The following is a 23116-nucleotide window of genomic DNA, read 5'->3' as shown; positions in this document are numbered from 1 at the left end:
AGCGTTATCTCTCCGGCAAGAAACTCGACGCACTTTGTAAGTAGTCAAAAAACCACCTGATAATTTGACTAAACTGTGGGATCAGTTGTGATTGTTGCCAATCCTGACTTTTGGGCAGTGGCGTGAAAGAGTCCGCAATAAACAAAATGGCAGACACCACCAAGACACCACGCAAGGCGCCAAAGCAGATCCCCAAAACCCGATCAGTGCCTGACAGCCCCGTTCGCTGAACAAGTGAACCAATGACATAGTTTACTACTGCGCCAACAATCAGTGTTGCAATAAATAAGATAGCAATCGCTACCCCATTGCGCACCAGTTCATCCTCAAGGCGGGTAAAATAAGCCGCCAAATAAGTATAGAAGTGGCTTGCAACAAAGAAAGCACAACCCCACGTTATCAGGGAAAGCGCTTCGCGAACAAAACCACGAATCAAGCTAACCAGTGCCGAGAAACCAATGATGGCAATGATCGTATAATCAATCCAGACCATATTTTAATCCAAAAACAGGCTCCCGACACTCAGGTCGGGCGCATTCTAACAGAAAACGAAAACGTTTGCGTAGTAGATTCACCACTCTACTGAAAATAATTTTCGACAGGTAAACAAACAGCATTTGCTGTGCCAATCAGATTATGGCTTATAATTTTTGATCTGCCCTTGTAATCCCGTAAGTTCCTTTAATTCGGGCAAAATAGATTCCAGTACCTGCCTTGATGCATTCGGTCCTACATAAATTCGGGTTAACTGCCCCTGTACCGGAGAAGAAGGCACTGTATATACCTGGTGCCCAGAAAGACGCAACCTTGCCACTATCTCGTCAACTTTATCCGCGTTTTTTAATGCGCCCAGCTGAACAACATATGCCGCTGCCTGGGGGGCTTGCTCTGTTGGCTCCGGTTTAGGTTTAGTTTCTGGCTTGCTTTCAACGCGAGGTTCAGGTTTAGTTCCCGCTTTCTCTTGAGGAGATGACTCCACTTTTTTAGGCTCTGGCGTGACAGTGACAAGAGGTGCTGTTATTGGCTCTGCAGGCGATGGCCGAGACAGCATCTCGATATCTGGCTCTTGCTCCTGTGATTGCATTGCTTGTGCAGCACCTTCAGGCGGTGTAGAAGGCATGTTTTGTGTCAATGGTGGGATCGAGTCAATATCTTCTTCATCACCAGGCTTTGGCACCAAAGGGATCGCCGCAAATTGATTTTCATTGTATTTCTTATCACCATCAAAAATCATAGGCAGGACAATGACGCCCAATGCAACAAGAACAATCGTACCAACCAAGCGATTTTGGAATTTACTGGCCACTTTCCTTGCCCTCCTCCAGTGCTTCCATGACATGTGCGACAGTGTGGAAAGAGCCACAAACCACGATAATATCTTGCACCGACGCATCTTTTACTGCCTGCTGCCAGGCTGTTTTTACTTCGGGGAATGTCCGCGCCTGTACAAGATGCCCAGACAATTCGTCAGCTTCTGCTCCCCTCAGTTCATGCAACGATGCGCAATACCACTCATCAATTTGTTGAGAAAGACAAGCAAGTGTACCCGCTATATCCTTATCTCCCAACATGCCAACCACGCCACGGATCTTGCTGTCTGGTGAACGAGGCAATTCTGCCAGTTTTTGCACTAGATAGCCCGCAGCATGTGGATTATGAGCCACATCCAAAATAACCAGCGGATTTTCCCTGATGATTTGGAAACGCCCCGGTAATTGCGCATTTCTTAGCCCTGCACGGATTGCTTGTTCATCAATGGCTCGGCTGACTTTGTCATCCTGCTGCAACAAGCAGTGGATCACCCCCATTGCAGTTGCAGCATTTGCTAACGGCAAATTAGGTAAAGGTAACTCATTGAATTGTTGCTTATCGCTTCGCCAGTTCCAGCTATCTTCACGCTGTGAGAAATGCCAGTCAACACCACGACGAAAGAGCTTAGCGCCTAATTCTTCCGCAACTTCAGCAATTGAGTGAGGCATATCAGGTTCACCCACTACGGCAAAATGCCCACGGCGGAAAATGCCCGCTTTTTCACGGCCAATGTGTTCGCGATCTGCACCCAACCAATCCGTATGATCCAGTGCAATGCTGGTGATTGCGGCAATATCGGCATCAACGATATTGGTGGCATCCAAACGTCCACCCAGCCCAACTTCCAAAATCACGACATCAAGATCCGCTTCTTTGAAAAGTTGTAATGCGGCCAACGTCCCATATTCAAAATAGGTTAATGAGATGTCACCACGCTGGGCTTCAATCGCTGCAAATACACGGCAGAAATCTTGTTCCGCGGGTTCCTTTTCCTGAATACGCACCCTTTCGGTGTAGCGGACTAAATGCGGGGAACTGTACACGCCGACTTTAAGCCCTGCGGCCAAAAAAATGGATTCCAGGGTATGGCAAGTGGTTCCCTTGCCATTAGTACCTGATACCGTGATAACTTTTGGAGCCGGAGTCAATAAGCCTAACTGACGCCCCAGTTTACCCACACGTGCAAGCCCCATATCAATGGCTTTCGTGTGCAGGTTTCCCAGATAGGAAAGCCACGTCATCAGTGGCGACGTGGCTTGAGGAATTTGTGAAATATCAGACATCTTCTTTATTAGGATTGATGTTTATATCCGCTTCGACATCAGCAGAATCAACAACGATTGCTTCTACTGGCTCTGCTTTTGTGCCTGGATGAGGTTTGTGGGTCAACATAGCAAGCAGGCTGGCAACTTTATCGCGCATATCTGGACGACGCACGATCATATCAACCGCCCCCTTCTCCAGCAGGAACTCACTACGTTGGAAACCTTCCGGCAATTTTTCCCGCACAGTCTGCTCGATGACACGAGGCCCCGCAAAGCCAATCAATGCCTTAGGCTCAGCGATATTGATATCACCCAGCATTCCCATACTTGCCGTTACCCCACCCAGTGTTGGGTTGGTTAATACACAGATATAAGGCAAACCACGGTGTTGCATTCTTGCCAGCGCTGCACTGGTTTTTGCCATCTGCATCAGTGACATCAACGCTTCCTGCATACGCGCTCCGCCACTGGAAGTAAAACAGATAAATGGACAGTTATCTTCCAGAGCCTGTTCAACAGCGCGCACAAAACGAGCGCCAGCCACAGAGCCCATTGAGCCACCCATGAAATTGAATTCAAAGGCACCCGCCACAACTGGCATATCATGCAGCTTACCCTTCATAACGATGAGTGCATCTTTTTCTTGCGTCTGCTTCTGGGCTGCCACTAAGCGATCTTTATATTTTTTAATATCGCGGAATTTCAGGACATCTTTGGGTTCCAGCTCACTGCCTAATTCTGTGCCAGTGCCTTCATCCAAAAATGAATGCAATCTCTTACGGGCTGAAATACGCATATGGTGGTCACATTTTGGACACACTTCAAGGTTACGCTCTAATTCAGCACGATAAAGTACCTGACTGCAACTGTCGCATTTTGTCCAAACTCCTTCGGGTATACTGGCCTTACGAGTTTGTATGATTTTGCTTTTGTTTAGAATCTTTTCAATCCAGCTCATTAATGAACCTTTCCGTCTGAATCTGGCTGCTGCCAGCTATTGTTTTACGTGCCATTAAACCACAATGCCATTGCAGTGTGGATAAAAAACTGCTCAAACCTGTTTACGGTTATCAATTCATCTATCTTCTATTTTTTATCTATCTACTGCACTGCTTGCTGCTTTTTTCGATGCAGCACGACGATGGCGCCAAATTTCTATGATGCCAGGCAAAATAGAGATAAAAATAATAGCAACAATCAATAATTTCAGATTTTGCTGTATAACTGGCATATCACCAAATAAATAACCGGCATAAGTGAATAATAGCACCCAGATAAATGCACCGATGACATTATAAGCAGCAAAATGGCGGTAAGACATTTTCCCCATTCCTGCAACAAACGGTGCAAACGTTCTCACAATTGGCACAAACCGAGCCAAAATTATTGCTTTTCCACCATGTTTTTCATAAAACTCATGGGTCTTATCTAAATAACTGCGGCGAAAAATCTTTGAATTGGGATTGGTAAATAATTTCTCACCAAAAATTCTGCCAATGGTATAGTTGATAGCATCACCAATAATCGCGGCTGTAATCATCAAAGCGACCATGACGTGCACATTCAGATCATTAGAATCTAATGCAGATAGTGCGCCAGCCACAAACAGCAAGGAATCCCCTGGCAAAAATGGCGTGACCACCAGACCTGTTTCACAAAATATAATCAGAAATAGGATGCCATAAACCCAATCACCATAACTGGCAACTAATTCAGCTAAATGAGCATCAATGTGTAAAATAAAATCGACAATGAATTTCGCAAAATCAATAAAATGAGTTAAAAACTCCATAATATTCCTCGTTATGACTAAACATCCCTGTCACTATTCGAAAATGTCAGATTAAATGATTTGCCAGAAATAGTGGCCCCATGACGGGTTCAGGTAAACCAAAACGTTCAGGATAATCCACAGCAACTAAATATAAGCCTTCAGCCTTGGCAGTGGCTGCCGCTTTTGTCCTGTCTTTCAGCGCCAATAATTCAGCCATCCAGCCAATATCCTGGTTACCGCAACCAATCTCCAGCAAGCTGCCAACGATATTACGTACCATATGATGCACAAACGCATTCGCCTTAATGTCCACGACAATATAATGCCCATGCCGACTAACGTTAATATGCATCATATTGCGCCACGGTGAATTGGATTGGCACTGTACTGCCCGGAAAGAAGTAAAGTCATTTTCTCCCAACAAGCTCTGTGCCGCTTCATGCATTTTTTTCTCATCCAATGGATAATGAAAATGCGTGACACCGTGCGCCAATACCGCTGGACGATAACGATGGTTAAAAATCACATAGCGATAACGGCGAGCAGTTGCACTGAAACGGGCATGGAATTCATCATCCACCGTTTTAACCCAACGTACTGCAATATCCGCAGGTAAATGGGTATTTACCCCCATTGTCCATGCGGCATCTTTACGTTGGGACGAGGTTTCAAAATGCACGACCTGGCCGGTCGCGTGTACCCCTGCATCCGTTCTACCTGCACAAAAAACTGAAATCGGCTCATTCGCAACTTTCGACAGGGCTTTTTCCAGGCATTCCTGTACGCTTTTCACTTCTTGCTGACGCTGCCAACCATAATATCGACTGCCGTCATATTCAATCCCCAGTGCAATTTTTACTTTTTTTGCCTCTGGCACAGACTGACTCAGCTCTGTATCAGACATCAGTAAAATTGCTCCTGCATCAGCTTTTCAGCGATTTCAACCGCCATCAAAGCGCCACCGAAACGGATGTTATCGGCAACTGACCAAAATTGCAGCATCTCAGGCATACCGTAATCGTTACGCAGACAGCCTATGCTCAAACTATCACTGCCCGAAGCATCCGTTACCTGAGTCGGGTAATCACCCTCTTCTGAAACCTGAATATCGTCAAGGCGTTCAAATTCACTACGGGCTTCTTCTATGCCAACCGGACGCAACGTTTCCAAATTCACCATTTGAGCAATGCCATAGAAAACAGAAGATTGGACACAACTTACCGAAACCGGCAATCCTTCATCCTGTAATACCTTGCGAATTTGATCGACAATCCGGCGCTCTTCGCGCACCACACCTTCAGCATCAGGCAACAAAGGCAGCAAATTGAAAGCCAATTGTTTGCTGAAACGACCCTCATCCGGTGGAATGCCATTTAATAAACGAGCACTCTGCCCTGCCAGTTCATCAATAGCGGCTTTGCCATAAACAGAAACTGGCAAGATATTGGTCAAATGTAAACGGGCAATGCCAGCCGTATCGATCAATGGCTTGATGGCAGTCAGAACCTGGCTAGTTGAGCTATCTGCCACAGCAATGATGTTACGGTTACGATATTCTGCCAATGCATAAGGGTTAACGCCAGGAACAACCAGAGGCACATCTGGCTCTGCGGCAAACAAGCCGCTGCTATCGATCACCAGACAACCAGACTCTGTTGCTTTTTCAATATATTGTGCTGTTGTTTCCATCGTTGCAGCAAAAAAAGCAAGTTGTACCTGTGACCAGTCAAACTCTGCCGCATCACGAACCGTGATATTTTTTCCGTTAAAACGCTGGATCTTTCCAACACTTTGTTCACTGGCAAGAAGATGCAGTTCACCAACCGGAAATTGACGTTCTTGTAATAACGCCAATATCGCTTCACCTACTGCGCCCGTTGCACCCAAAAGCGCAATATTCCAACCTTCTGACATGTTGGTTTTCTCCACTTCTCTTATTTTGCTGACAGACAGGGATTCCTGCCTGTATTAAATCACTTTTGCATTAAATCCAAGTCTGGACAGTAATTGAGCACTCTCTTCTGAGTCACAATGCACGGTCAGTGAAGACCATTCCCGACGATCTGGATAGTATTTGCGTAATCGATCAAAAGCGCCCTCCTGATCCGCAACCTGACGTAAGGGTGCATCATCACGGCGCACATCATACACTAAATGCATCAAACGCTTGAGGAGACTTTGTGTCACCTCTCCTCGCACGGTGACCTGACTGAAATCGGGTGTTGGCAACAGATCAGCCAATTCCGTCTTGCGCGGTTGCCCCAGGAATTCACAATAAGCCTCAAAAACCTGAGTTGTCCCCCGTGCTTTGCCTTCCAGGGTATAGCCGGCAATATGTGGGGTCGCAATATCAACCAACGCTAGCAGGGGTAGAGAAAGGTTAGGCTCTACTTCCCAAACATCAAGCACTGTGCGTAACCTTTTTCCATTTTGCAGTGCGGAAAGTAACGCTTGATTATCAACCACCTCACCACGGCTGGCATTAATCAAAATACGGTTGTCCGGTAATGCAGAGAGTAATGCTGCATCAGCCAAATGATACGTCTGGTATGGGCCAGAGCGATTAAGGGGGGTGTGGAAAGTCAGAATATCCGCTTCTTGTACCAATTTTTCTAAAGGCCAGAACGCCCCTTCATCACCACGATCTGCGCGGGGAGGATCGCACAGTAAGGTCTTCACGCCCAAGGCCGTCAGTCGATCCGCTAAACGTCCCCCGACATTACCAACACCGACAATACCGACAGTCTTGTCTTTAAGCTGAAATTGATCGCGCTCAGCCAATAGCATCAATGCCGAGAAGACATACTCAACCACGGCAATCGCGTTACATCCAGGCGCGGCGGAAAAACCAATCCCTGCCTGAGATAACCATTGCTGATCAATATGATCCATTCCCGCCGTGGCCGTCCCGACAAATTTCACCGAACTGCCCTGCAACAAAGATTCATTGACTTTAGTGACAGATCGAACCATAAAGGCATCAGCATGTTCCAAAATTCCCTCGGGCACTGGGCGCCCTGGAATTGCCTGCACTTCACCTAATTGCTGGAAGAGTTGTTCAGCATAAGGCATATTTTCATCAACTAAGATTTTCACTTTTCTCATCCAATGACTTAAATGGGCGTGATCCATTATTCTGCCATTTTATCTGTATAAAACCTATATACCAATCTAACTTCAAGATGCGTATGATTTCTCCCCGCGACGCGGAAAGATATTAAGACGCATCTTGAAAGACGATTGGTATAGGCTTTCAGCCTTTTCTGAAACGTTCTGGTGTTGTGCCCGCAATCTGTTGAAACATGGCGATAAAAGCCGATGATGAGCTATAACCCACATCAAACGCGATTTCGTGAATACTTTTCCCCTGTTCCAATAAAGAGATGGCATGGAGAAAACGCAACCGTTGCCGCCATTCACTAAATGACATGCCCAATTCTTGCTTACAACGCCGCGATAAAGTTCTCTCTGAGGTATACCGCTTTTTAGCCCACTCCGCTAAAGAGGTATTATCCGCCGGATTGCGTTCCAACATCTGTAATACGGGAGCGAGCAACTTATCTTTTGAGGAAGGCAAATAGGTACACTGACTTGGTGACAACTCCAACTGATCAATCAATATCTGTGCCAGCCGCCGATCTTTTTCTGTTTCCAACTGCCGGATCTTTCGCTGAAAAAAATCCACCATAATGGCATTGAAGATACCACTCAAACGGATAAGGCAAGGTTGTTGCGGCAAGGTCTCCGTCCATTGGGGGGAAATGTCAATGATCCAAAATCGCATCGCCTTCCGGTTATAACTTGAATGGGCGATATTTTTCGGTATCCAGATACAAAACTCTGGTGGAGCAAGAAAACGCTGCTTTCCCACCTGCGTTTCCATGACGCCACAAACGACATAAATTAATTGACCGAAAGGATGTGTATGTAACCGACATTCAGTATCAGCATTCAATGTTTCATCACGAAAAGAGAGGATATCTGGCATAATTGGCTGAAACATAACTTGATTTGCCTCCAAGGGTAATATCTTGTCTTAATAGCCACATCTGTTGTCTGATTATCAATATATATAATAAATCGGTCATTGCTAAACTAAACAGACAAACTACTTACCTAAATAATCCAATTCAATGAAGAACTTATTATTCCCCCTTGTCGCTGTGCTGATCTGGTCAATCAACGCCGTAGTCAGCAAAGCTGCTGCCACTCATATTGAACCTGCTGCAATTTCTTTTTACCGATGGTTTATTGCCTTTTTGGTTCTGACGCCTTTTCTCTTATTGCCAGTCCTACAACAGCGGAAAATCATTGCTCAATATTGGTGGAAGCTCTTGATTTTGGGTTCTCTAGGTATGGTGCTTAACCAAAGCCTGGCATATTATGCAGCCCACACCGTCAGCGCGACAATCATCGGGATTTTCACTTCATTAATCCCCCTGTTAACCGTCATTATCAGTATCTTTGCCTTACGGGTCACCCCCACTGTTGGTATCACTCTCGGCACTGTACTCTCTCTGTTTGGGCTTGTATGGCTGGTCAGCAAAGGGGAACCCGCTTCCCTATTGCAACAGGGTTTGGGTATTGGAGAAGTGATGATGTTTATTGCCGCCGCTTCTTATGCCTTGTATGGAGTTTTAACCAAACGTTGGGCAATTCCATTAGCCAACTGGCAATCACTCTATGCCCAAATTGGGTTTGGCGTTTTATTGCTTTTGCCCAATTTTATGATGGCAGATGATATCCAGTTAACGACCGATAATATTTCCCTTGTTCTGTTTGCTGGTATTCCTGCCTCCATTATTGCTCCCTATTTGTGGATACAAGGTGTCACCCGCATTGGCGCAAACATGACTGCAATTTTTATGAATCTGGCGCCCGTATTTACTGCCATTATTGCTATCGTGGCTCTCCATGAAGAAATGCACAGTTACCATTTAATTGGGGGAGGTGTTGTTTTGGCCGGTGTGATACTCGCGCAACAGTTACGTATCCCGCTCACGCGCAGAAAGCCTGATTATAATTCTCACTAATAACCCACCCAACACCTCACTGGGTAAAAGCTGGAGAGCGGCATTGTGATACTGGCAAATTTCTTTAACAATAGTCAGCCCTAATCCCGTCCCCTCCAGCCCAGCAGCGTTGTCTAAACGGTTAAATGCCATTAGCGATTGGTGAATATCTTCTTGAGCGATCCCCGAACCTGAATCATCGATCTCAAGGCAAGCGTGTTTTTTATCTGGCATTATACTCACCCTTCCTGTTACCACGCCCATTTGCGGGGTATATTTGATGGCATTGTCCAGCAAGTTAGCGCACATTTCTGCTAACAATAGCGGATCTCCCCTGATCCAGGCAGCCTCTTCCCCTTCGTAGCCTAAGTCAATGTTTTTACTTTCTGCTTGCTGTAAACGGGAAAAGCAAACTTGTTGCAACAGCGCCACGATATTGACCGGCTGATAATTTTGTATTGCCTCTTTTTCATGCACTCTAAGTTGTGAAAGTTGCAGCAGGCGATCAGTCAGCACGATCATATTATCTAAACCCTTATCAATTGCCGTCAGTATGCTATCCCTCTGTTCCAGATCCTGGTTGCCACGTGCTACTGCAACCTGTGTTTTCAATACTGCTAAAGGCGTTCTTAATTGATGAGAAGCATCCGCACTAAATCGTTCTTGGCGTCCAACCATTAATGCCAACCGTCCAATATAGCGGTTAAGCGATTGCAGTAAGGGAGCAAGTTCTGACCACGGTAAAATATTCGGTAATGGTGTTAGATCATTAGCAGAACGCAGGCTCATCATGCCTGAAAGCTTCCGCAGCGGTTTAAGCAGGAGTTTGAGTAAGATGTAAGCAAGGAATAATGCCAATAATACGACAGCCCCTTGATTAACAAGCGAAGACAGCAGTAATTGGTGAGCCATATCTTGACGGGAGGTCACCGTTTCCGCCACCAATATCAACGCCATCCCCATGACGTTACCTTCATTGATGGGTTGATACAATCCCACTACACGTATAGGCTTCCCCTGATATTCCGCATCATAAAAATAAGCCAATGCCGTATATAAGGGTGAACGTTGGACGTTCTGCGGTATTTGGGGAAGATCATCATAACCGGAAATCGTCTTGCCTTGCGGTGAGATAACCTGGTAGTACAGACGATCATTCGTATTGCGCTCGAAACTGTCCAAGACAACATAAGGTACGTCAACGATTAAGTTCTGGTCCCGAACAGTCAGGCGTTCAGCAACGGTTCTTGCTGATGCAAGCAGTGTTCTGTCATAAGCCAACATTGCTGCATTTCTCACGCTGGCATACTGGCTATAAACAGAAGCACAACCCAGTAATAGCAAAGGAACGCCCAGGAACAGCAATAACTGGTGGAATAACGATCGCGGTATTTTCAGATACTTCATTGTGTCAGCTGCTCCAACCGATATCCCAACCCACGCAATGTCTTGATCTCTACATCACTGTTGAGTAATTTTTTTCGTAACCGATGAACATACAGCTCTATGCTTTGTGGATTGGCCTCATCCGATAGGGAAAACACCTGCTCAAACAGCTGCTGTTTAGAAACCGGACGCCCTCGACGATGAAATAATGTTGTTAACACAGACAATTCTCTGGGAGTCAATGCCAACGGTACATTGTTCAGCACAAAATACCCTTCGCCTTCATAAATTAATGAACCAAATTTCTGTGCCTCTTGTGGTATAGCTGAACTACGACGCAACAACGCACGAATACGGGCTTCCAGTTCTTGAAAATCAAAAGGCTTGGTTAAATAATCATCGGCACCGGAATTCAATCCTTTCACACGATCCGTAACTTCTGTTTTAGCAGTCAATAACAACACGGGTAAGTTTTGACCACGCTTACGTAACCGCGATAACAGAGACAAACCATCCAATCTAGGTAAAGCCACATCCAGAATCAACAACGCATAATTTTCAGTCTGCAAAAGCTGATCTGCCACGATACCATCTTCCGCCAGATCAACCACAAACCCAGCATTATTCAATACCTTCTGTAACCAATGTGATAATTCTGGGTGATCTTCAACTAATAAGAGCCGCATTGAATAATACCTATTGTTAAAAATTAACCAGAGAAATAAAGCGGAGATATCACATAATTGCAATATTAAGATTGAGCAATTGCTTAGGGGTTAACAAAAAAACATGAATTCAAACAAACAGTTAACATGATTATGTAAAACACTACGCAAATTAAGCGATTGAGGTCACATCCAGACAACTTTTTTTGTTAATGAAAGGTAATTGAAAGGTTTCGTTTCTATAAATAAACAGGCACCAGAAATTTGTCATTCATATCCTTTACTGGTGCTATGTGAGGAATAAAAATGAAAACTTTTAAAACATTAGTAGCCACTGCAAGCCTGTTTATTTGCGCCTGCGCTTTTGCAACTTCTGCTCCCAATAGAACCGAATGTATTGCCCCCGCCAAACCTGGTGGAGGTTTTGATTTAACCTGCAAACTCATCCAAATTTCACTATTAGAAACTAAAACTATCGATTCTCCCATGCGGGTGACATTTATGCCCGGCGGTGTCGGCGCAGTTGCCTATAATGCCATTATTGCTCAACGGCCTGCGGAAGCCGGCACTATCGTCGCCTTTTCCGGCGGTTCCTTATTGAATCTTGCACAAGGCAAATTTGGTCGCTACAACGTCAATGACGTACGCTGGCTCGCCAGTGTCGGTACAGATTATGGCATGATTGCGGTGCGCAAGGATTCTCCCTACAAAACGCTGACAGATTTGATGGAGGCGTTTAAAAAAGCGCCCGATAGTATTGTGTTTGGCGCAGGTGCTTCCATCGGTAGTCAAGACTGGATGAAAACCGCATTACTGGCAAAAGAGGTTGGTGTCGATCCCCGCAAAATGCGCTATGTCGCGTTTGAAGGTGGTGGTGAACCTATCACCGCCCTGTTGGGTAATCATATCCAAGTTGTATCCGGTGATTTAAGTGAAACCTTACCTTATCTCAATGGCGATAAAATTCGCATACTGGCTGTTTATGCCGATAAACGCTTAGATGGCGATCTGGCAATAATTCCAACAGCAAAAGAACAAGGTTATAACCTTATTTGGCCCATTATTCGCGGTTTTTATATGGGGCCGAAAGTTTCTGATGAGCAATATCAATGGTGGGTAGATACCTTTAAAAATCTCCAACAAACTGATGAATTCAAAAAACAACGTGAACTACGCGGATTATTTGAATTCAATATGGCAGGTAAAGAGCTGGATGACTATGTGAAAAAACAAGTTATTCAATACCATGAAATGGCCAAATCCTTTGGTTTAGCAAAATAACAGGGATAGCATCATGAGCGATCGTATCTTTGCTATTGTATGGCTGCTGCTATGTGGAATAGGGTTGGTCGTTGGATGGGGTATCCATAGTGAATATAGCTATGAACCTCTAGGCCCCCGCCCATTTCCAATTGTTATTATTTCATTAATGGCACTCTGTGCTTTACTATTGCTGTTAAAAAAACCTGATCCTGTTTACTGGCCGACACCACAAGTGTTACGTCGCTTAGTTTTATTGATTGCCACACTAACCATTTATGCATGGTCATTTGAGTGGTTGGGTTTTCCACTCGCAACTACGTTATTGACTATCTGTGTGGCACGACTCTTTAACGCCACACTCCTTGCTGCAATTATTTCCGGTTTAGTTCTCGGTAGTTCACTCTTTTTTGCTTTTGATCGTCTGTTAGAAGTCACTCTGCCCGTCGGCAGTTGGCTCAGCTAAGGAGACAACAATGGATACTTTGATATATCTGAGCCATGGTTTTGAAGTCGCATTAGTACCCAAAAACTTGGTCATTGCATTGATAGGCTGTTTTATCGGTACTGTCGTTGGGTTACTGCCCGGTCTTGGTCCTATAAATGGGGTAGCTATTCTGCTGCCTTTGGCTTTTGCATTAAAATTACCTGCTGAATCTGCCCTGATCTTATTGGCAACTGTCTACATTGGTTGTGAGTATGGCGGCCGTATCTCTTCAATCTTACTGAATGTACCGGGAGATGCCGCTGCCATTATGACAACGCTTGATGGCTACCCGATGGCAAAACAGGGGCGAGCAGGTGTTGCACTCTCTATCTCTGCCGTTAGTTCGTTTTGTGGCTCACTTTTGGCTATCACGGGTATCATTTTATTTGCTCCACTTTTGGCACAGTGGTCTTTAGCTTTCGGGCCGGCTGAATACTTTGCACTCATGGTATTTGCCATTGCTTGCCTCGGCAGTATGATGAGCCAAAATCCTATCAAATCACTCCTTGCCGCCTTAATCGGTTTAGCCTTGGCAACCGTGGGCGTAGATGCCAACACCGGCGTTTACCGTTTCACCTTTGATAACGTGCACCTCTCCGATGGTATTCAATTCATTGTTGTCGTTATTGGCCTGTTTTCAGTCAGCGAAATTTTATTGATGCTGGAGAGTACTTCTGCGGGGCAAAAAGTCATTAGCCAGACAGGACGCTTGTTATTCAATAGAAAAGAAGCCGCAACGTGTGTAGGACCAACTTTACGCTCCTCAGTCATTGGCTTTTTTGTGGGAATATTACCTGGTGCAGGGGCGACAATCGCCAGTGCAATAACCTACATGACAGAAAAGCGACTCAGCGGTAACAGTGATTCATTTGGCAAAGGTGATATCCGCGGTGTAGCTGCACCAGAGGCCGCGAATAACGCATCAGCTTGTGGTTCATTTATCCCTATGCTGACTCTCGGTGTACCCGGCTCAGGTACAACCGCTGTGATGCTGGGTGCGTTGACACTCTACAACATCACCCCAGGCCCTACCATGTTCACCGAACAACCTGATATCGTCTGGGGGCTTATTGCTGCTTTGTTGATCGCTAATATTTTGTTACTGATCATGAATATCCCAATGATTGGCTTATTTACCCGTATGCTCAGTATCCCAATGTGGTTTTTGGTTCCTGCAATAGCTATCGTTTCCGCAGTGGGCGTATATGCCATCCACAGTACCACTTTTGATCTGATGTTAATGGTCGGGTTAGGCGTTTTTGGTTATATACTGCGAAAAATGAATTTCCCAATGTCACCACTGATCTTAGGTTTCGTCTTAGGCGAAATGCTGGAACAAAACCTACGACGGGCACTCTCAATCAGCAATGGAGATTTTGAGATCTTATGGAGTAGTACTATCACACAAGTTTTGCTAATTCTGGCGGTATTAGTCATTGTTATTCCGCCAATTCTGCGCATCATTAATAAACGCCGCAATAAAATCACGGCGCTTTAATAAAAATAGCCAATCCACATAATCAATGGATTGGCTATACCCATCTAACTTCAAGATGCGTGTGGTTCCATATCGTGTTGTAAATTGCAACTTGAAGTTTAATGCGTATAAGTTTTTATTACTTTAAAAATTAGTTTGAATACTTGCGCATCACCAGGGATGCATTTGTACCACCAAACCCGAAGCTATTGGACATCACTGTCCTTAGCTCGCGTTTGGTAGGTTCAGTAATAATATTCATGCCCTGTGCTTTTTCATCCAGGTTTTCAATATTAATGCTTGGTGCAATAATGCCATGCTCTAACATCAACAAACTATAAATCGCTTCATGGGCACCCGCTGCACCCAATGAATGCCCTGTCATCGCTTTAGTCGCGGAAATGGCAGGTGTGTTGTCACCAAAAACTTCTCTAATAGCTTCCAGTTCTTTCAAGTCGCCAACTGGTGTCGAAGTTCCGTGGGTATTGATGTAATCGATTCCCCCTTCAACACCGTCTAATGCCATTTTCATACAACGCACAGCGCCTTCTCCAGACGGGGCGACCATATCTGCACCATCTGAATTTGCCCCATAACCGATAATTTCAGCATAAATATGTGCACCACGGGCTAATGCGTGCTCTAACTCTTCAACAACAACAATACCGCCACCACCCGCGATCACGAAACCATCACGGTTTTGATCATAAGTACGGGAGGCTTGTTCTGGTGTTTCATTATATTTAGTGGAAAGTGCTCCCATTGCATCAAACTCACAAGCCATTTCCCAGCTTAATTCTTCACCACCACCGGCAAAAATAATATCTTGCTTACCGAGTTGGATTAATTCAACGGCATGACCGATGCAATGTGCAGAGGTTGAACAGGCAGAACTGATGGAGTAGTTGACGCCCTTGATCTTAAACGGTGTTGCCAAACACGCTGATACGCCAGAAGCCATTGCCCGTGTGACCATATAAGGGCCAACGCCACGTAACCCACGGGCACGCATACCATCTGAACCTGCGACTTGGTTATAGGGAGAGCCTCCTCCTGAACCGACAACCAATCCAGTACGAAGATTAGAAACTTGTTCATCGGACAGGCCGGAATCTTTAATTGCCTCATCCATTGCCAGATAAGCATAAATAGATGCGTCACTCATGAAACGTAAAGTTTTGCGGTCAATCAAACCAGAAGTATCCAGTTTTACATTCCCCCAAACATGGCTGCGCATGCCTATTTCTTTAAATTTTTCTGAGAAAGTTATCCCGGAACGGCCCTCTTTCAGAGATTCCAGCACCTCTTTCTGGTTATTACCAATACTGGAAACAATACCCAGACCGGTGATCACTGCACGTTTCATTACTTACCTCATCAATATGTTTACCTGCGGGATTTATTCACCTGCACTTTAGCTTACACTTGTACGCCGAACAAGTCCGATCAGGTTAAAAATTCAAGGAAAAATTGATCTTGACTCAACTTTGAAACTTTACCATGGGTGGTGCAACTAAACGAAGACCGTTAAAATCCACCTATTATTGTTATCAACAGTACAGGCATTATTGTGAAAAGCAGCGCTATCAGCAACGCAACCCTAAGCTGGAATGAGCAGGGCACCCCCATTTCAGAGCAGTTTGATGATGTTTATTTTTCAAATCAAGATGGCTTGGAAGAAACATTATATGTATTTTTGAAAGGCAATCATTTTCCTCAACGTTTTAATACACATTCCCGTCCAGAGTGTGTTATTGCAGAAACTGGATTCGGTACTGGATTGAATTTCCTGACACTTTGTCAATATTTCTCTCATTTTAGACAACAATATCCTGAAGCTGTATTAAAACGGCTACATTACATCAGTTTTGAAAAATACCCATTAAAACCCATTGACCTGAAAACAGCACACCAACGTTGGCCAGAACTGAAAACGTTTTCTGAGCAATTATGCCAACAATGGCCCTTACCACTGGCAGGCTGCCATAGATTAATCCTGGATAATGGCGCTGTTACCCTGGATCTTTGGTTTGGCGATGTAAATGATCTATTACCGAAAATAAGTTCAAGCCTGACAGGGAAAATTGATGCCTGGTTTTTAGATGGTTTTGCACCAGCAAAAAATCCACAAATGTGGAGTGAACAGCTGTTCGCTGCAATGGCCAAATTTTGTCGTCCTGAAGGAACTTTTGCGACCTTTACTTCCGCCGGAACAGTCCGCCGAGGATTGCAGGCAGCAGGCTTTAATGTCACTAAGGTTAAAGGCTTTGGGCGTAAAAGAGAGATGCTAACTGGCACCTTATCTCCATCAAGTGACCCACTTCACTTACCTTATGCACCCTGGTTTTCTCACAAAGCCGCTACCTGTACCGATGATATTGCCATCATCGGTGGAGGTATTGCCAGTGCATTAACCGCACTTGCCCTATTGCGCCGTGGCGCCAAAGTCACACTATATTGCCAGGATGAACAACCTGCCCAAAATGCATCCGGCAATCAACAAGGAGCCATTTATCCCCTATTGAATGGTAATAGTGATCCGTTAGAACGTTTCTTTACATCAGCATTTACTTTTGCCCGCCGTCAGTACGATCAATTAATTGACGAAAATGTATCGTTTGACCATCAATGGTGTGGTGTCAGCCAATTAGCTTATGATGAAAAAAGCGCAAATAAAATCAGCAAAATGCTACGGACAGCATGGCCAGAAGACATTGCGCTTGGTATGAACCGCAACCAATTAAGCCATGTCAGTGGAATAGATGTAAATTATGCTGGCATTCACTACCCACAGGGAGGATGGTTATCCCCTGCTCAACTCACTCAAGCGGTGATTAAACTGGCTGAACAACGCGGAATGCAGGTTTATTTTAATCATAAAGTAATTCAGCTTATCCAGGGTGAAAACGGCTGGCAATTGCAGCTTGAACATAAGGAAAACCTGCAATGCAAGGCTCACAAAGTTGTCATTATTGCCAATGGCCACTGTCTGCCACAATTTGAACAGACTAAAAAACTCCCTGTAACCGCTGTTCGCGGTCAGGTTAGCCATATTCCAACCACAGATAGCCTGAGCCAATTGAAAAGCGTACTGTGCTACGATGGCTACATGACTCCCGTTAATCCTAATAACCAATATCACTGTATCGGTGCCAGTTATCAACGCAACCAGTTGGATACACGGTATTCGTCTATCGAGCAACAAGAAAACCGAGATCGTTTATTAAAATGTTTCCCTGATGTTGATTGGCCACAGGAAATTGACATTTCAGAAGAGAAGTCTCGTCAGGGTATCCGATGTGTCATCCGGGATCATATGCCAATGATCGGGAATGTTCCTGCTTTCAATGAGCTTATGGATAAATATGCAAATTTATCTCTGCAAATAAACACGAATAAGATGATTAAAGAATCTCCTTGTTATCCAGATTTATTTGTTCTTGGTGTGTTAGGTTCACGTGGATTATGTTCTGCTCCTTTAAGCGCAGAATTATTGGCTAGCCAAATTTTCGGGGAACCTCTCCCACTTGATGACGAAACATTAGCGGCTTTACACCCAAATCGCTTTTGGGTGAGAAAGCTATTACGTGGCAAAGCGGTAAGAACAGAAAAACCTTAAAGTAGTTTATGTTGTGCACCAGACATGGGAAAATTATGTCTGGTGTAAATCCCAAGATTTTTATTCCCCAAATCGATATCATTTTCAAATTCAGTAAGTTACTTAGGTATAGTCGTCACAGTAAGCAAACGTCTCATTGCACAACGTTGTTCTTCAGCAAATCCATAATCGATTTCACTTTGTCGTATTTGCTGTAATGACTCAGAAAGTTGCTGTGACTCTAAGATCTCAAACCCCAATTTATGATAGAAGGGTGCATTCCAGTTAACATAACGAAAAGTTGTCAATGTCACAGCGTTAAGATGGCGCTGTTCAGCAACCTGAATAACTTTTTCAATCAATGCTTTTCCAATACCTTTTCTCTGCCAATTTTCATGCACTGAAAGCTCCATAATATGTAAGCCATCATCTAACGGCTTAGCTAAAATAAAGCCAACAGGCAGAGCATCTTCATTAAGGGCAACCCAGCTATTGCCTTGCGCAATATAGTCCAAATGTTGCTGCTCCGTTTGCACATGACCATCGGCTATCCAAGCCAGCTCGGGTATAAACCTAAACAATTTCGCAGCAGAACGTTCTATTGCGGGTAATTGGCTTACATCTGATTTTTGTGTTAAGCGAATAGAAGACCTTGTGTTCAAATCATAAACCTCATTGTTGCAATAATGACACCAGAAAAACCAAACATCATGGTGACCATCCATTTGGTTTGAGCAACTATTTTGTTGGATAGCTCCTCATTTAGAGTTGATATTTTCTGATGTATAGATGAGATATCACCTCGTATAGATGAGATATCACCTCGTATAGAAGATATCTCACCACGTACAGCTATCATATCCTTCTGCAAGATCGATACGTCATTACGTATAGAAGCTATTTCACTTCTCAGCGAGGACATATCACTACGCACAGATGATATCTCCTTGTAAATCAGTGAACTAACCATTTCAACATCCGTTTTTGTTGCATAGTTTGATTTTATAACAGCAACATCCATTTTGATTTGAGCAACGTCTGATTCCAGATTCTCAACTCTTTTTTCCAATGTTATATTCATCGATTTTTTCTCAGCAAATCTTAATACGTCATAATTTATAGGTTCAGGTAATAAAAGTGCTTTGTTATTTTCAGCATACTCTCTGTCACCACTTTGAATAAAGTTTCTTCCTAGTTTCATGTCACTATCTCCTGAAATATCCTTTTCTAGTTTTGACTTACCAAGAGAAATTTATTTGTTTTTTAATCTTAGACCTTATTGACTTTTAACTTATAAATCCTCTTAAATCAGTGAGTTAGTTAAGTAAAAACCTCTTTATTTCCCTGTGTGTCATGACCAAAAGCTTAGCATCATTATTTATTTTAATCATCAGTCGTTCCATTAATAACATGATTATTTAAAAGCAATGATAAATAATTATATTCATACTCGTTAAAATCTAACATATTTATGCATCATTTTAACGTGACATAAAAAAATCCTCTTAGATTAAGGTAATAAATAGAATGTCATTATTTTAGACATCATTTATATTTAATTTAATTCAATATATTAACACCCTAATTATTTTAATATACCAATCCAACCTCAAGTTTCAGCTTGAAAATCAATGCTATTATTTATATCTCCCCGCGTAGCGAGGGGATATAAAATGCATCTTGAAAGGCGGTGGGTATATAACAACATTGTCCCAGCAAGGAGTGCTTAAAGCTATATTTTGGACAAATTTAACCGTCAGATAACTCTACTTTATATTTACTATAAAAAGCTCAATAAAGATTTCATTATCACCATTTATTCTCATTATTGAGATGCACTACGCATTTTTTTGTCGTTGAAGATAGGGGATTACTCAGTCCGAGCAAAAATAAAGGGCTATCTGAATAGCCCTAAATAAAGTTATTTTTATATATCCATCTAACTTCAAGATGCGTGTGATTTCTCCCCCGCTTCGCAGGGAGAAATCAGGTTTCATAGCGTGTTGTAAATTGCAACTTGAAGTTTAATGCGTATATTAAAGAATTACTCTTTCGCACCATCCAGCAGTTTTTGCCAGGTCGCCAAAACCAAAATTTGATCTGGTGGAGTCAGTTCTCCCACTTTAATCGCTTTGTGGATGCTTTCTTCAACACGCTGATGAAGCTGTTCAACCGTATTTGCACCTTCTTGCTCTAATTCAGCAACAGCTAATGTCAGATGCCCGCGGAGGTAACCACCAGCAAATAATTCATCATCACTGGCCTGTTCAACCATATCATCAATTTGCGCCAGAATGCGTGTTTCAAACTCTGCGAGCATTATTTTTTCCTCAACATCAAATTAATTAGCAAAGCGATCTTCCGGATAAGGAAAATGCTCTGCTTTTAGTGGAGGCGTATTGTAGAACGATTGCAGACCTTGAATAAAGCGTGCAGCTCGTGCAGGTATCCCATTTTCAAGGTATTGCATGACTTGTACATGCACTTTCCGCTGAAAAACAAGCCGATCCGGCTCAAAATCACCTTCAAGGTTGTCACAACTGACATTAAAGGGAAATCCCGCAGCTACACAGAATAACCACTCCAGCGATTGTGGCTTAATCTCTACCTTTTCAAACGCTTCCTGAGTTTGAGCGTCACGCCCATCAGGGCAGTACCAGTAACCAAAATCGATCAGTTTGCGACGCTCTTCACCCGCAATACACCAATGAGAAATTTCATGTAATCCACTGGCATAAAATCCGTGGGCGAACACTATCCGGTTAAAGTCCACTTCATCATCTGCAGGCAGATAAATTGGCTCATCGTCACCTTTTATCAGACGAGTGTTGTAGTCATTACTAAAGCAATTATCAAAAATTTCAATCAGTTGTTGATAATGATGTGCGGTCATGTATTAATGCCAAATCCTAAATCAAAAATAAAATGCCAGCCAAGAGCGGACTGTATCTCCGTGCTGATCATAAAGAAGTTTGATGCTCATCAAGAAGGAAATTGTCACTAACAGCGGACGGATGAGTTTCTTCCCTTTGCTCAACACCAAACTCGCCCCTAATCGCGCACCGATTATTTGCCCTACCAGCATCACAACGCCCGCCAGCCATAAGATCTGTCCACCAAGCACAAAGAATCCCAAGGCTCCGAGGTTAGATGCAAAGTTCAGTACTTTGGCATGAGCCGTCGCTTTCGCCAAATTGTAGCCACAAAGCATGACATAAGAGAGTGCGAAAAACGATCCCGTTCCTGGCCCAAACACGCCATCGTAAAAACCAATGCCACAGCCGGCAAGACAACCAAACGCAATTGGGCCAAGACGACGTTGCCGATCTTCGGCACCAATACTCGGTACTAATAGGAAATAAAGGCCGATAATGATCACTAATGCCGGCAATAAATAACGCAGAAAATCCGGTGACACAAATTGAACCAACAACGCGCCCAACATGGCGCCAATTATCGTCATGACGATAGCAAAACGCTGGGACCGCAAATCGACTACACCACGGCGGATAAAATAAAGGCTGGCAGAGAAAGAACTACCTATAGCCTGTAACTTACTTGTTGCCAATGCCTGGACCGGAGAAACCCCCACCGATAGCAACGCAGGAATGGTCAATAATCCACCGCCCCCTGCAATAGAATCGATAAACCCCGCCACCAGCGCAACCAAAAAGAGGAGACCGTAAATTTCCGGCCCCAATAATGACCATTCCATTATGCATTTCACCAGAAAACTGCTTGCTTATTCCCATGATACCTTTCAGCATCAACCGAAGCAGGTATCAAAAGCCTCTTCCCAGCCTACCAACGTTCACATCAGCACACTGTGCCCGCTGGCGCAGTAAGTGATCCATCAGCACAATCGCCATCATGGCTTCTGCGATAGGTACGGCACGAATACCAACACAAGGATCGTGGCGGCCGCGAGTCACCATATCCACTTCTTCTCCCTGACGAGTGATAGTTCTGCCTGGCACCATAATGCTGGATGTCGGTTTCAAGGCAATATGCGCAATAATTGGCTGACTACTACTAATTCCGCCTAAAATGCCGCCAGCATGGTTACTGGTAAACCCCTGCGTCGTCATTTCATCGCGGTTTTCGCTGCCACGTAAATTGATAACACCGAAACCATCACCAATTTCAACACCTTTGACTGCGTTAATGCTCATCAAAGCATGGGCAATGTCTGCATCCAGACGGTCAAAAACCGGTTCCCCCAATCCCGCAGGAACGTTTTCGGCAACCACACTGACTTTCGCCCCAATGGAATCTCCTTCTTTTTTCAATGTCCGGAGTAATTCATCAAGCTGAGTCAACTTACTTGCATCCGGGCAGAAAAAAGGATTCTGTTCAACCAGATCCCAGTCTTTCAGTTCACAATGAATATCGCCCATCTGAGTCAGGCAAGCACGAATAAGAATACCGTGTTTTTCGAATAGATATTTTTTAGCAATTGCCCCTGCTGCAACACGCATGGCAGTTTCACGGGCAGATGAACGCCCGCCACCACGGTAATCTCGCATCCCATATTTCTGTTCATAGGTATAGTCAGCATGACCTGGGCGGAAAACATCTTTAATCGCACTGTAATCTTGTGAACGCTGATCGGTGTTTTCAATCATCAGGCCAATGCTAGTACCTGTTGTTACGCCGTTAAAAACGCCAGAAAGAATACGAACCTGATCGGGTTCACGACGCTGTGTCGTATAACGGGAAGTTCCCGGACGACGCCTGTCTAAATCGATTTGTAAGTCAGCTTCTGTAATAGCAATACCCGGTGGAACACCATCGACAATACATCCCAGTGCGATCCCGTGAGATTCACCAAACGTGGTGACACGAAAAAACTGCCCAATACTATTTCCTGCCATTCCTAGC

Annotated in this window: 23 protein-coding genes; 5 read left to right on the top strand and 18 right to left on the bottom strand. The window is 44.1% G+C overall.

Features of this window, described 5'->3' with window-relative positions; translation table 11 throughout:
• Positions 1-4: 4 nt before the first annotated feature.
• The 9 genes from cvpA to WDV74_RS05260 all read right to left on the bottom strand — a co-directional run bounded on the left by cvpA (position 5) and on the right by WDV74_RS05260 (position 8353).
• Complete coding sequence (gene cvpA, locus WDV74_RS05300) at positions 5-493, bottom strand: colicin V production protein (RefSeq protein WP_099132017.1); 489 nt, start codon at positions 491-493, stop codon at positions 5-7.
• A 141-nt stretch (positions 494-634) separates the two neighbouring features.
• Positions 635-1306: a cell division protein DedD gene (gene dedD / locus WDV74_RS05295; protein ID WP_338885019.1), complete on the bottom strand. Its 672-nt coding sequence runs from the start codon at positions 1304-1306 to the stop codon at positions 635-637.
• Positions 1296-2594 carry a bifunctional tetrahydrofolate synthase/dihydrofolate synthase gene (gene folC, locus WDV74_RS05290; RefSeq protein ID WP_338885018.1) on the bottom strand — a complete coding sequence of 433 codons (1299 nt, stop codon included), beginning with the start codon at positions 2592-2594 and terminating at the stop codon, positions 1296-1298. Before folC ends, dedD begins: the two co-directional genes overlap by 11 nt.
• Positions 2587-3534: an acetyl-CoA carboxylase, carboxyltransferase subunit beta gene (gene accD / locus WDV74_RS05285; RefSeq protein ID WP_338885017.1), complete on the bottom strand. Its 948-nt coding sequence runs from the start codon at positions 3532-3534 to the stop codon at positions 2587-2589. The genes folC and accD overlap by 8 nt, the downstream gene beginning before the upstream one ends.
• Before the next feature lie 135 nt (positions 3535-3669).
• Entirely contained in the window at positions 3670-4347 is a 678-nt protein-coding gene (locus tag WDV74_RS05280) for a DedA family protein (RefSeq protein WP_338885542.1), read from the bottom strand.
• 67 nt (positions 4348-4414) lie between these two features.
• Positions 4415-5254 carry a tRNA pseudouridine(38-40) synthase TruA gene (gene truA / locus WDV74_RS05275; protein ID WP_338804896.1) on the bottom strand — a complete coding sequence of 280 codons (840 nt, stop codon included), beginning with the start codon at positions 5252-5254 and terminating at the stop codon, positions 4415-4417.
• Positions 5254-6264 carry an aspartate-semialdehyde dehydrogenase gene (locus WDV74_RS05270; RefSeq protein WP_338885016.1) on the bottom strand — a complete coding sequence of 337 codons (1011 nt, stop codon included), beginning with the start codon at positions 6262-6264 and terminating at the stop codon, positions 5254-5256. Before WDV74_RS05270 ends, truA begins: the two co-directional genes overlap by 1 nt.
• A 54-nt stretch (positions 6265-6318) precedes the next feature.
• Positions 6319-7446 (bottom strand): 4-phosphoerythronate dehydrogenase PdxB, encoded by a 1128-nt coding sequence (pdxB, locus tag WDV74_RS05265; protein WP_338885015.1) that lies wholly within the window; start codon positions 7444-7446, stop codon positions 6319-6321.
• Positions 7447-7603: 157 nt separating this feature from the next.
• Positions 7604-8353, bottom strand: a complete 750-nt coding sequence (locus tag WDV74_RS05260) for a helix-turn-helix transcriptional regulator (protein ID WP_338885014.1) — start codon at positions 8351-8353, stop codon at positions 7604-7606.
• Positions 8354-8483: 130 nt separating this feature from the next.
• On the opposite strand from WDV74_RS05260, the gene WDV74_RS05255 reads away from it, so the two are divergent.
• Positions 8484-9383, top strand: coding sequence for a DMT family transporter (locus tag WDV74_RS05255; protein ID WP_273558276.1), 900 nt, complete (start codon positions 8484-8486; stop codon positions 9381-9383).
• On the opposite strand, the gene WDV74_RS05250 is transcribed toward WDV74_RS05255, so the two are convergent.
• Together WDV74_RS05250 and tctD are read right to left on the bottom strand one after the other, a co-directional pair.
• Positions 9336-10769, bottom strand: coding sequence for a sensor histidine kinase (locus WDV74_RS05250; protein WP_338885013.1), 1434 nt, complete (start codon positions 10767-10769; stop codon positions 9336-9338). The two genes, WDV74_RS05255 and WDV74_RS05250, sit on opposite strands and share 48 nt — an antisense overlap.
• Complete coding sequence (gene tctD / locus WDV74_RS05245) at positions 10766-11434, bottom strand: transcriptional regulator TctD (protein ID WP_338885012.1); 669 nt, start codon at positions 11432-11434, stop codon at positions 10766-10768. Before tctD ends, WDV74_RS05250 begins: the two co-directional genes overlap by 4 nt.
• A gap of 285 nt (positions 11435-11719) precedes the next feature.
• Between tctD and WDV74_RS05240 the strand changes: the two genes are divergently transcribed.
• The 3 genes from WDV74_RS05240 to WDV74_RS05230 are packed head-to-tail and all read left to right on the top strand — an operon-like array spanning position 11720 to position 14658.
• Positions 11720-12694 (top strand): tripartite tricarboxylate transporter substrate binding protein, encoded by a 975-nt coding sequence (locus tag WDV74_RS05240; protein ID WP_338885011.1) that lies wholly within the window; start codon positions 11720-11722, stop codon positions 12692-12694.
• A gap of 13 nt (positions 12695-12707) precedes the next feature.
• The gene (locus WDV74_RS05235; RefSeq protein WP_338885010.1) at positions 12708-13139 is read left to right on the top strand and encodes a tripartite tricarboxylate transporter TctB family protein; all 432 of its coding nucleotides are present in this window, start codon (positions 12708-12710) and stop codon (positions 13137-13139) included.
• 10 nt (positions 13140-13149) lie between these two features.
• Positions 13150-14658, top strand: coding sequence for a tripartite tricarboxylate transporter permease (locus WDV74_RS05230; protein ID WP_338885009.1), 1509 nt, complete (start codon positions 13150-13152; stop codon positions 14656-14658).
• A gap of 130 nt (positions 14659-14788) precedes the next feature.
• On the opposite strand, the gene fabB is transcribed toward WDV74_RS05230, so the two are convergent.
• Entirely contained in the window at positions 14789-16003 is a 1215-nt protein-coding gene (fabB, locus tag WDV74_RS05225) for a beta-ketoacyl-ACP synthase I (RefSeq protein WP_189758850.1), read from the bottom strand.
• Positions 16004-16207: 204 nt separating this feature from the next.
• Here fabB and mnmC point away from each other — a divergent pair, with 204 nt between their 5' ends.
• Entirely contained in the window at positions 16208-18256 is a 2049-nt protein-coding gene (mnmC, locus tag WDV74_RS05220) for a bifunctional tRNA (5-methylaminomethyl-2-thiouridine)(34)-methyltransferase MnmD/FAD-dependent 5-carboxymethylaminomethyl-2-thiouridine(34) oxidoreductase MnmC (protein WP_338885008.1), read from the top strand.
• 98 nt (positions 18257-18354) lie between these two features.
• Here the strand turns inward: mnmC and WDV74_RS05215 are convergent, their stop codons facing one another.
• The 6 genes from WDV74_RS05215 to aroC form a co-directional block, all read right to left on the bottom strand.
• A complete protein-coding gene (locus WDV74_RS05215) occupies positions 18355-18897 on the bottom strand; it encodes a GNAT family N-acetyltransferase (RefSeq protein WP_273558269.1) in 543 nt (180 codons plus the stop codon).
• Positions 18894-19436, bottom strand: coding sequence for a hypothetical protein (locus WDV74_RS05210; protein WP_338885007.1), 543 nt, complete (start codon positions 19434-19436; stop codon positions 18894-18896). The genes WDV74_RS05215 and WDV74_RS05210 overlap by 4 nt, the downstream gene beginning before the upstream one ends.
• An 843-nt stretch (positions 19437-20279) precedes the next feature.
• Positions 20280-20555, bottom strand: coding sequence for a YfcL family protein (locus WDV74_RS05205; RefSeq protein WP_338885006.1), 276 nt, complete (start codon positions 20553-20555; stop codon positions 20280-20282).
• 21 nt (positions 20556-20576) lie between these two features.
• Positions 20577-21128, bottom strand: a complete 552-nt coding sequence (locus WDV74_RS05200) for an elongation factor P hydroxylase (RefSeq protein WP_189758847.1) — start codon at positions 21126-21128, stop codon at positions 20577-20579.
• Positions 21129-21149: 21 nt separating this feature from the next.
• On the bottom strand, positions 21150-21950 hold the full coding sequence (locus WDV74_RS05195) for a sulfite exporter TauE/SafE family protein (RefSeq protein WP_338804883.1): 801 nt from the start codon (positions 21948-21950) through the stop codon (positions 21150-21152).
• Positions 21951-22017: 67 nt separating this feature from the next.
• Positions 22018-23109, bottom strand: a complete 1092-nt coding sequence (gene aroC, locus WDV74_RS05190; protein WP_273558265.1) for a chorismate synthase — start codon at positions 23107-23109, stop codon at positions 22018-22020.
• Positions 23110-23116: the final 7 nt, after the last annotated feature.

Source organism: Xenorhabdus sp. TH1, from assembly GCF_037260955.1.
GTDB lineage: Bacteria > Pseudomonadota > Gammaproteobacteria > Enterobacterales > Enterobacteriaceae > Xenorhabdus > Xenorhabdus griffiniae.
Note: the sequence above shows the minus strand (reverse complement) of the source record. Positions and strands in the feature narration are given on the sequence as shown.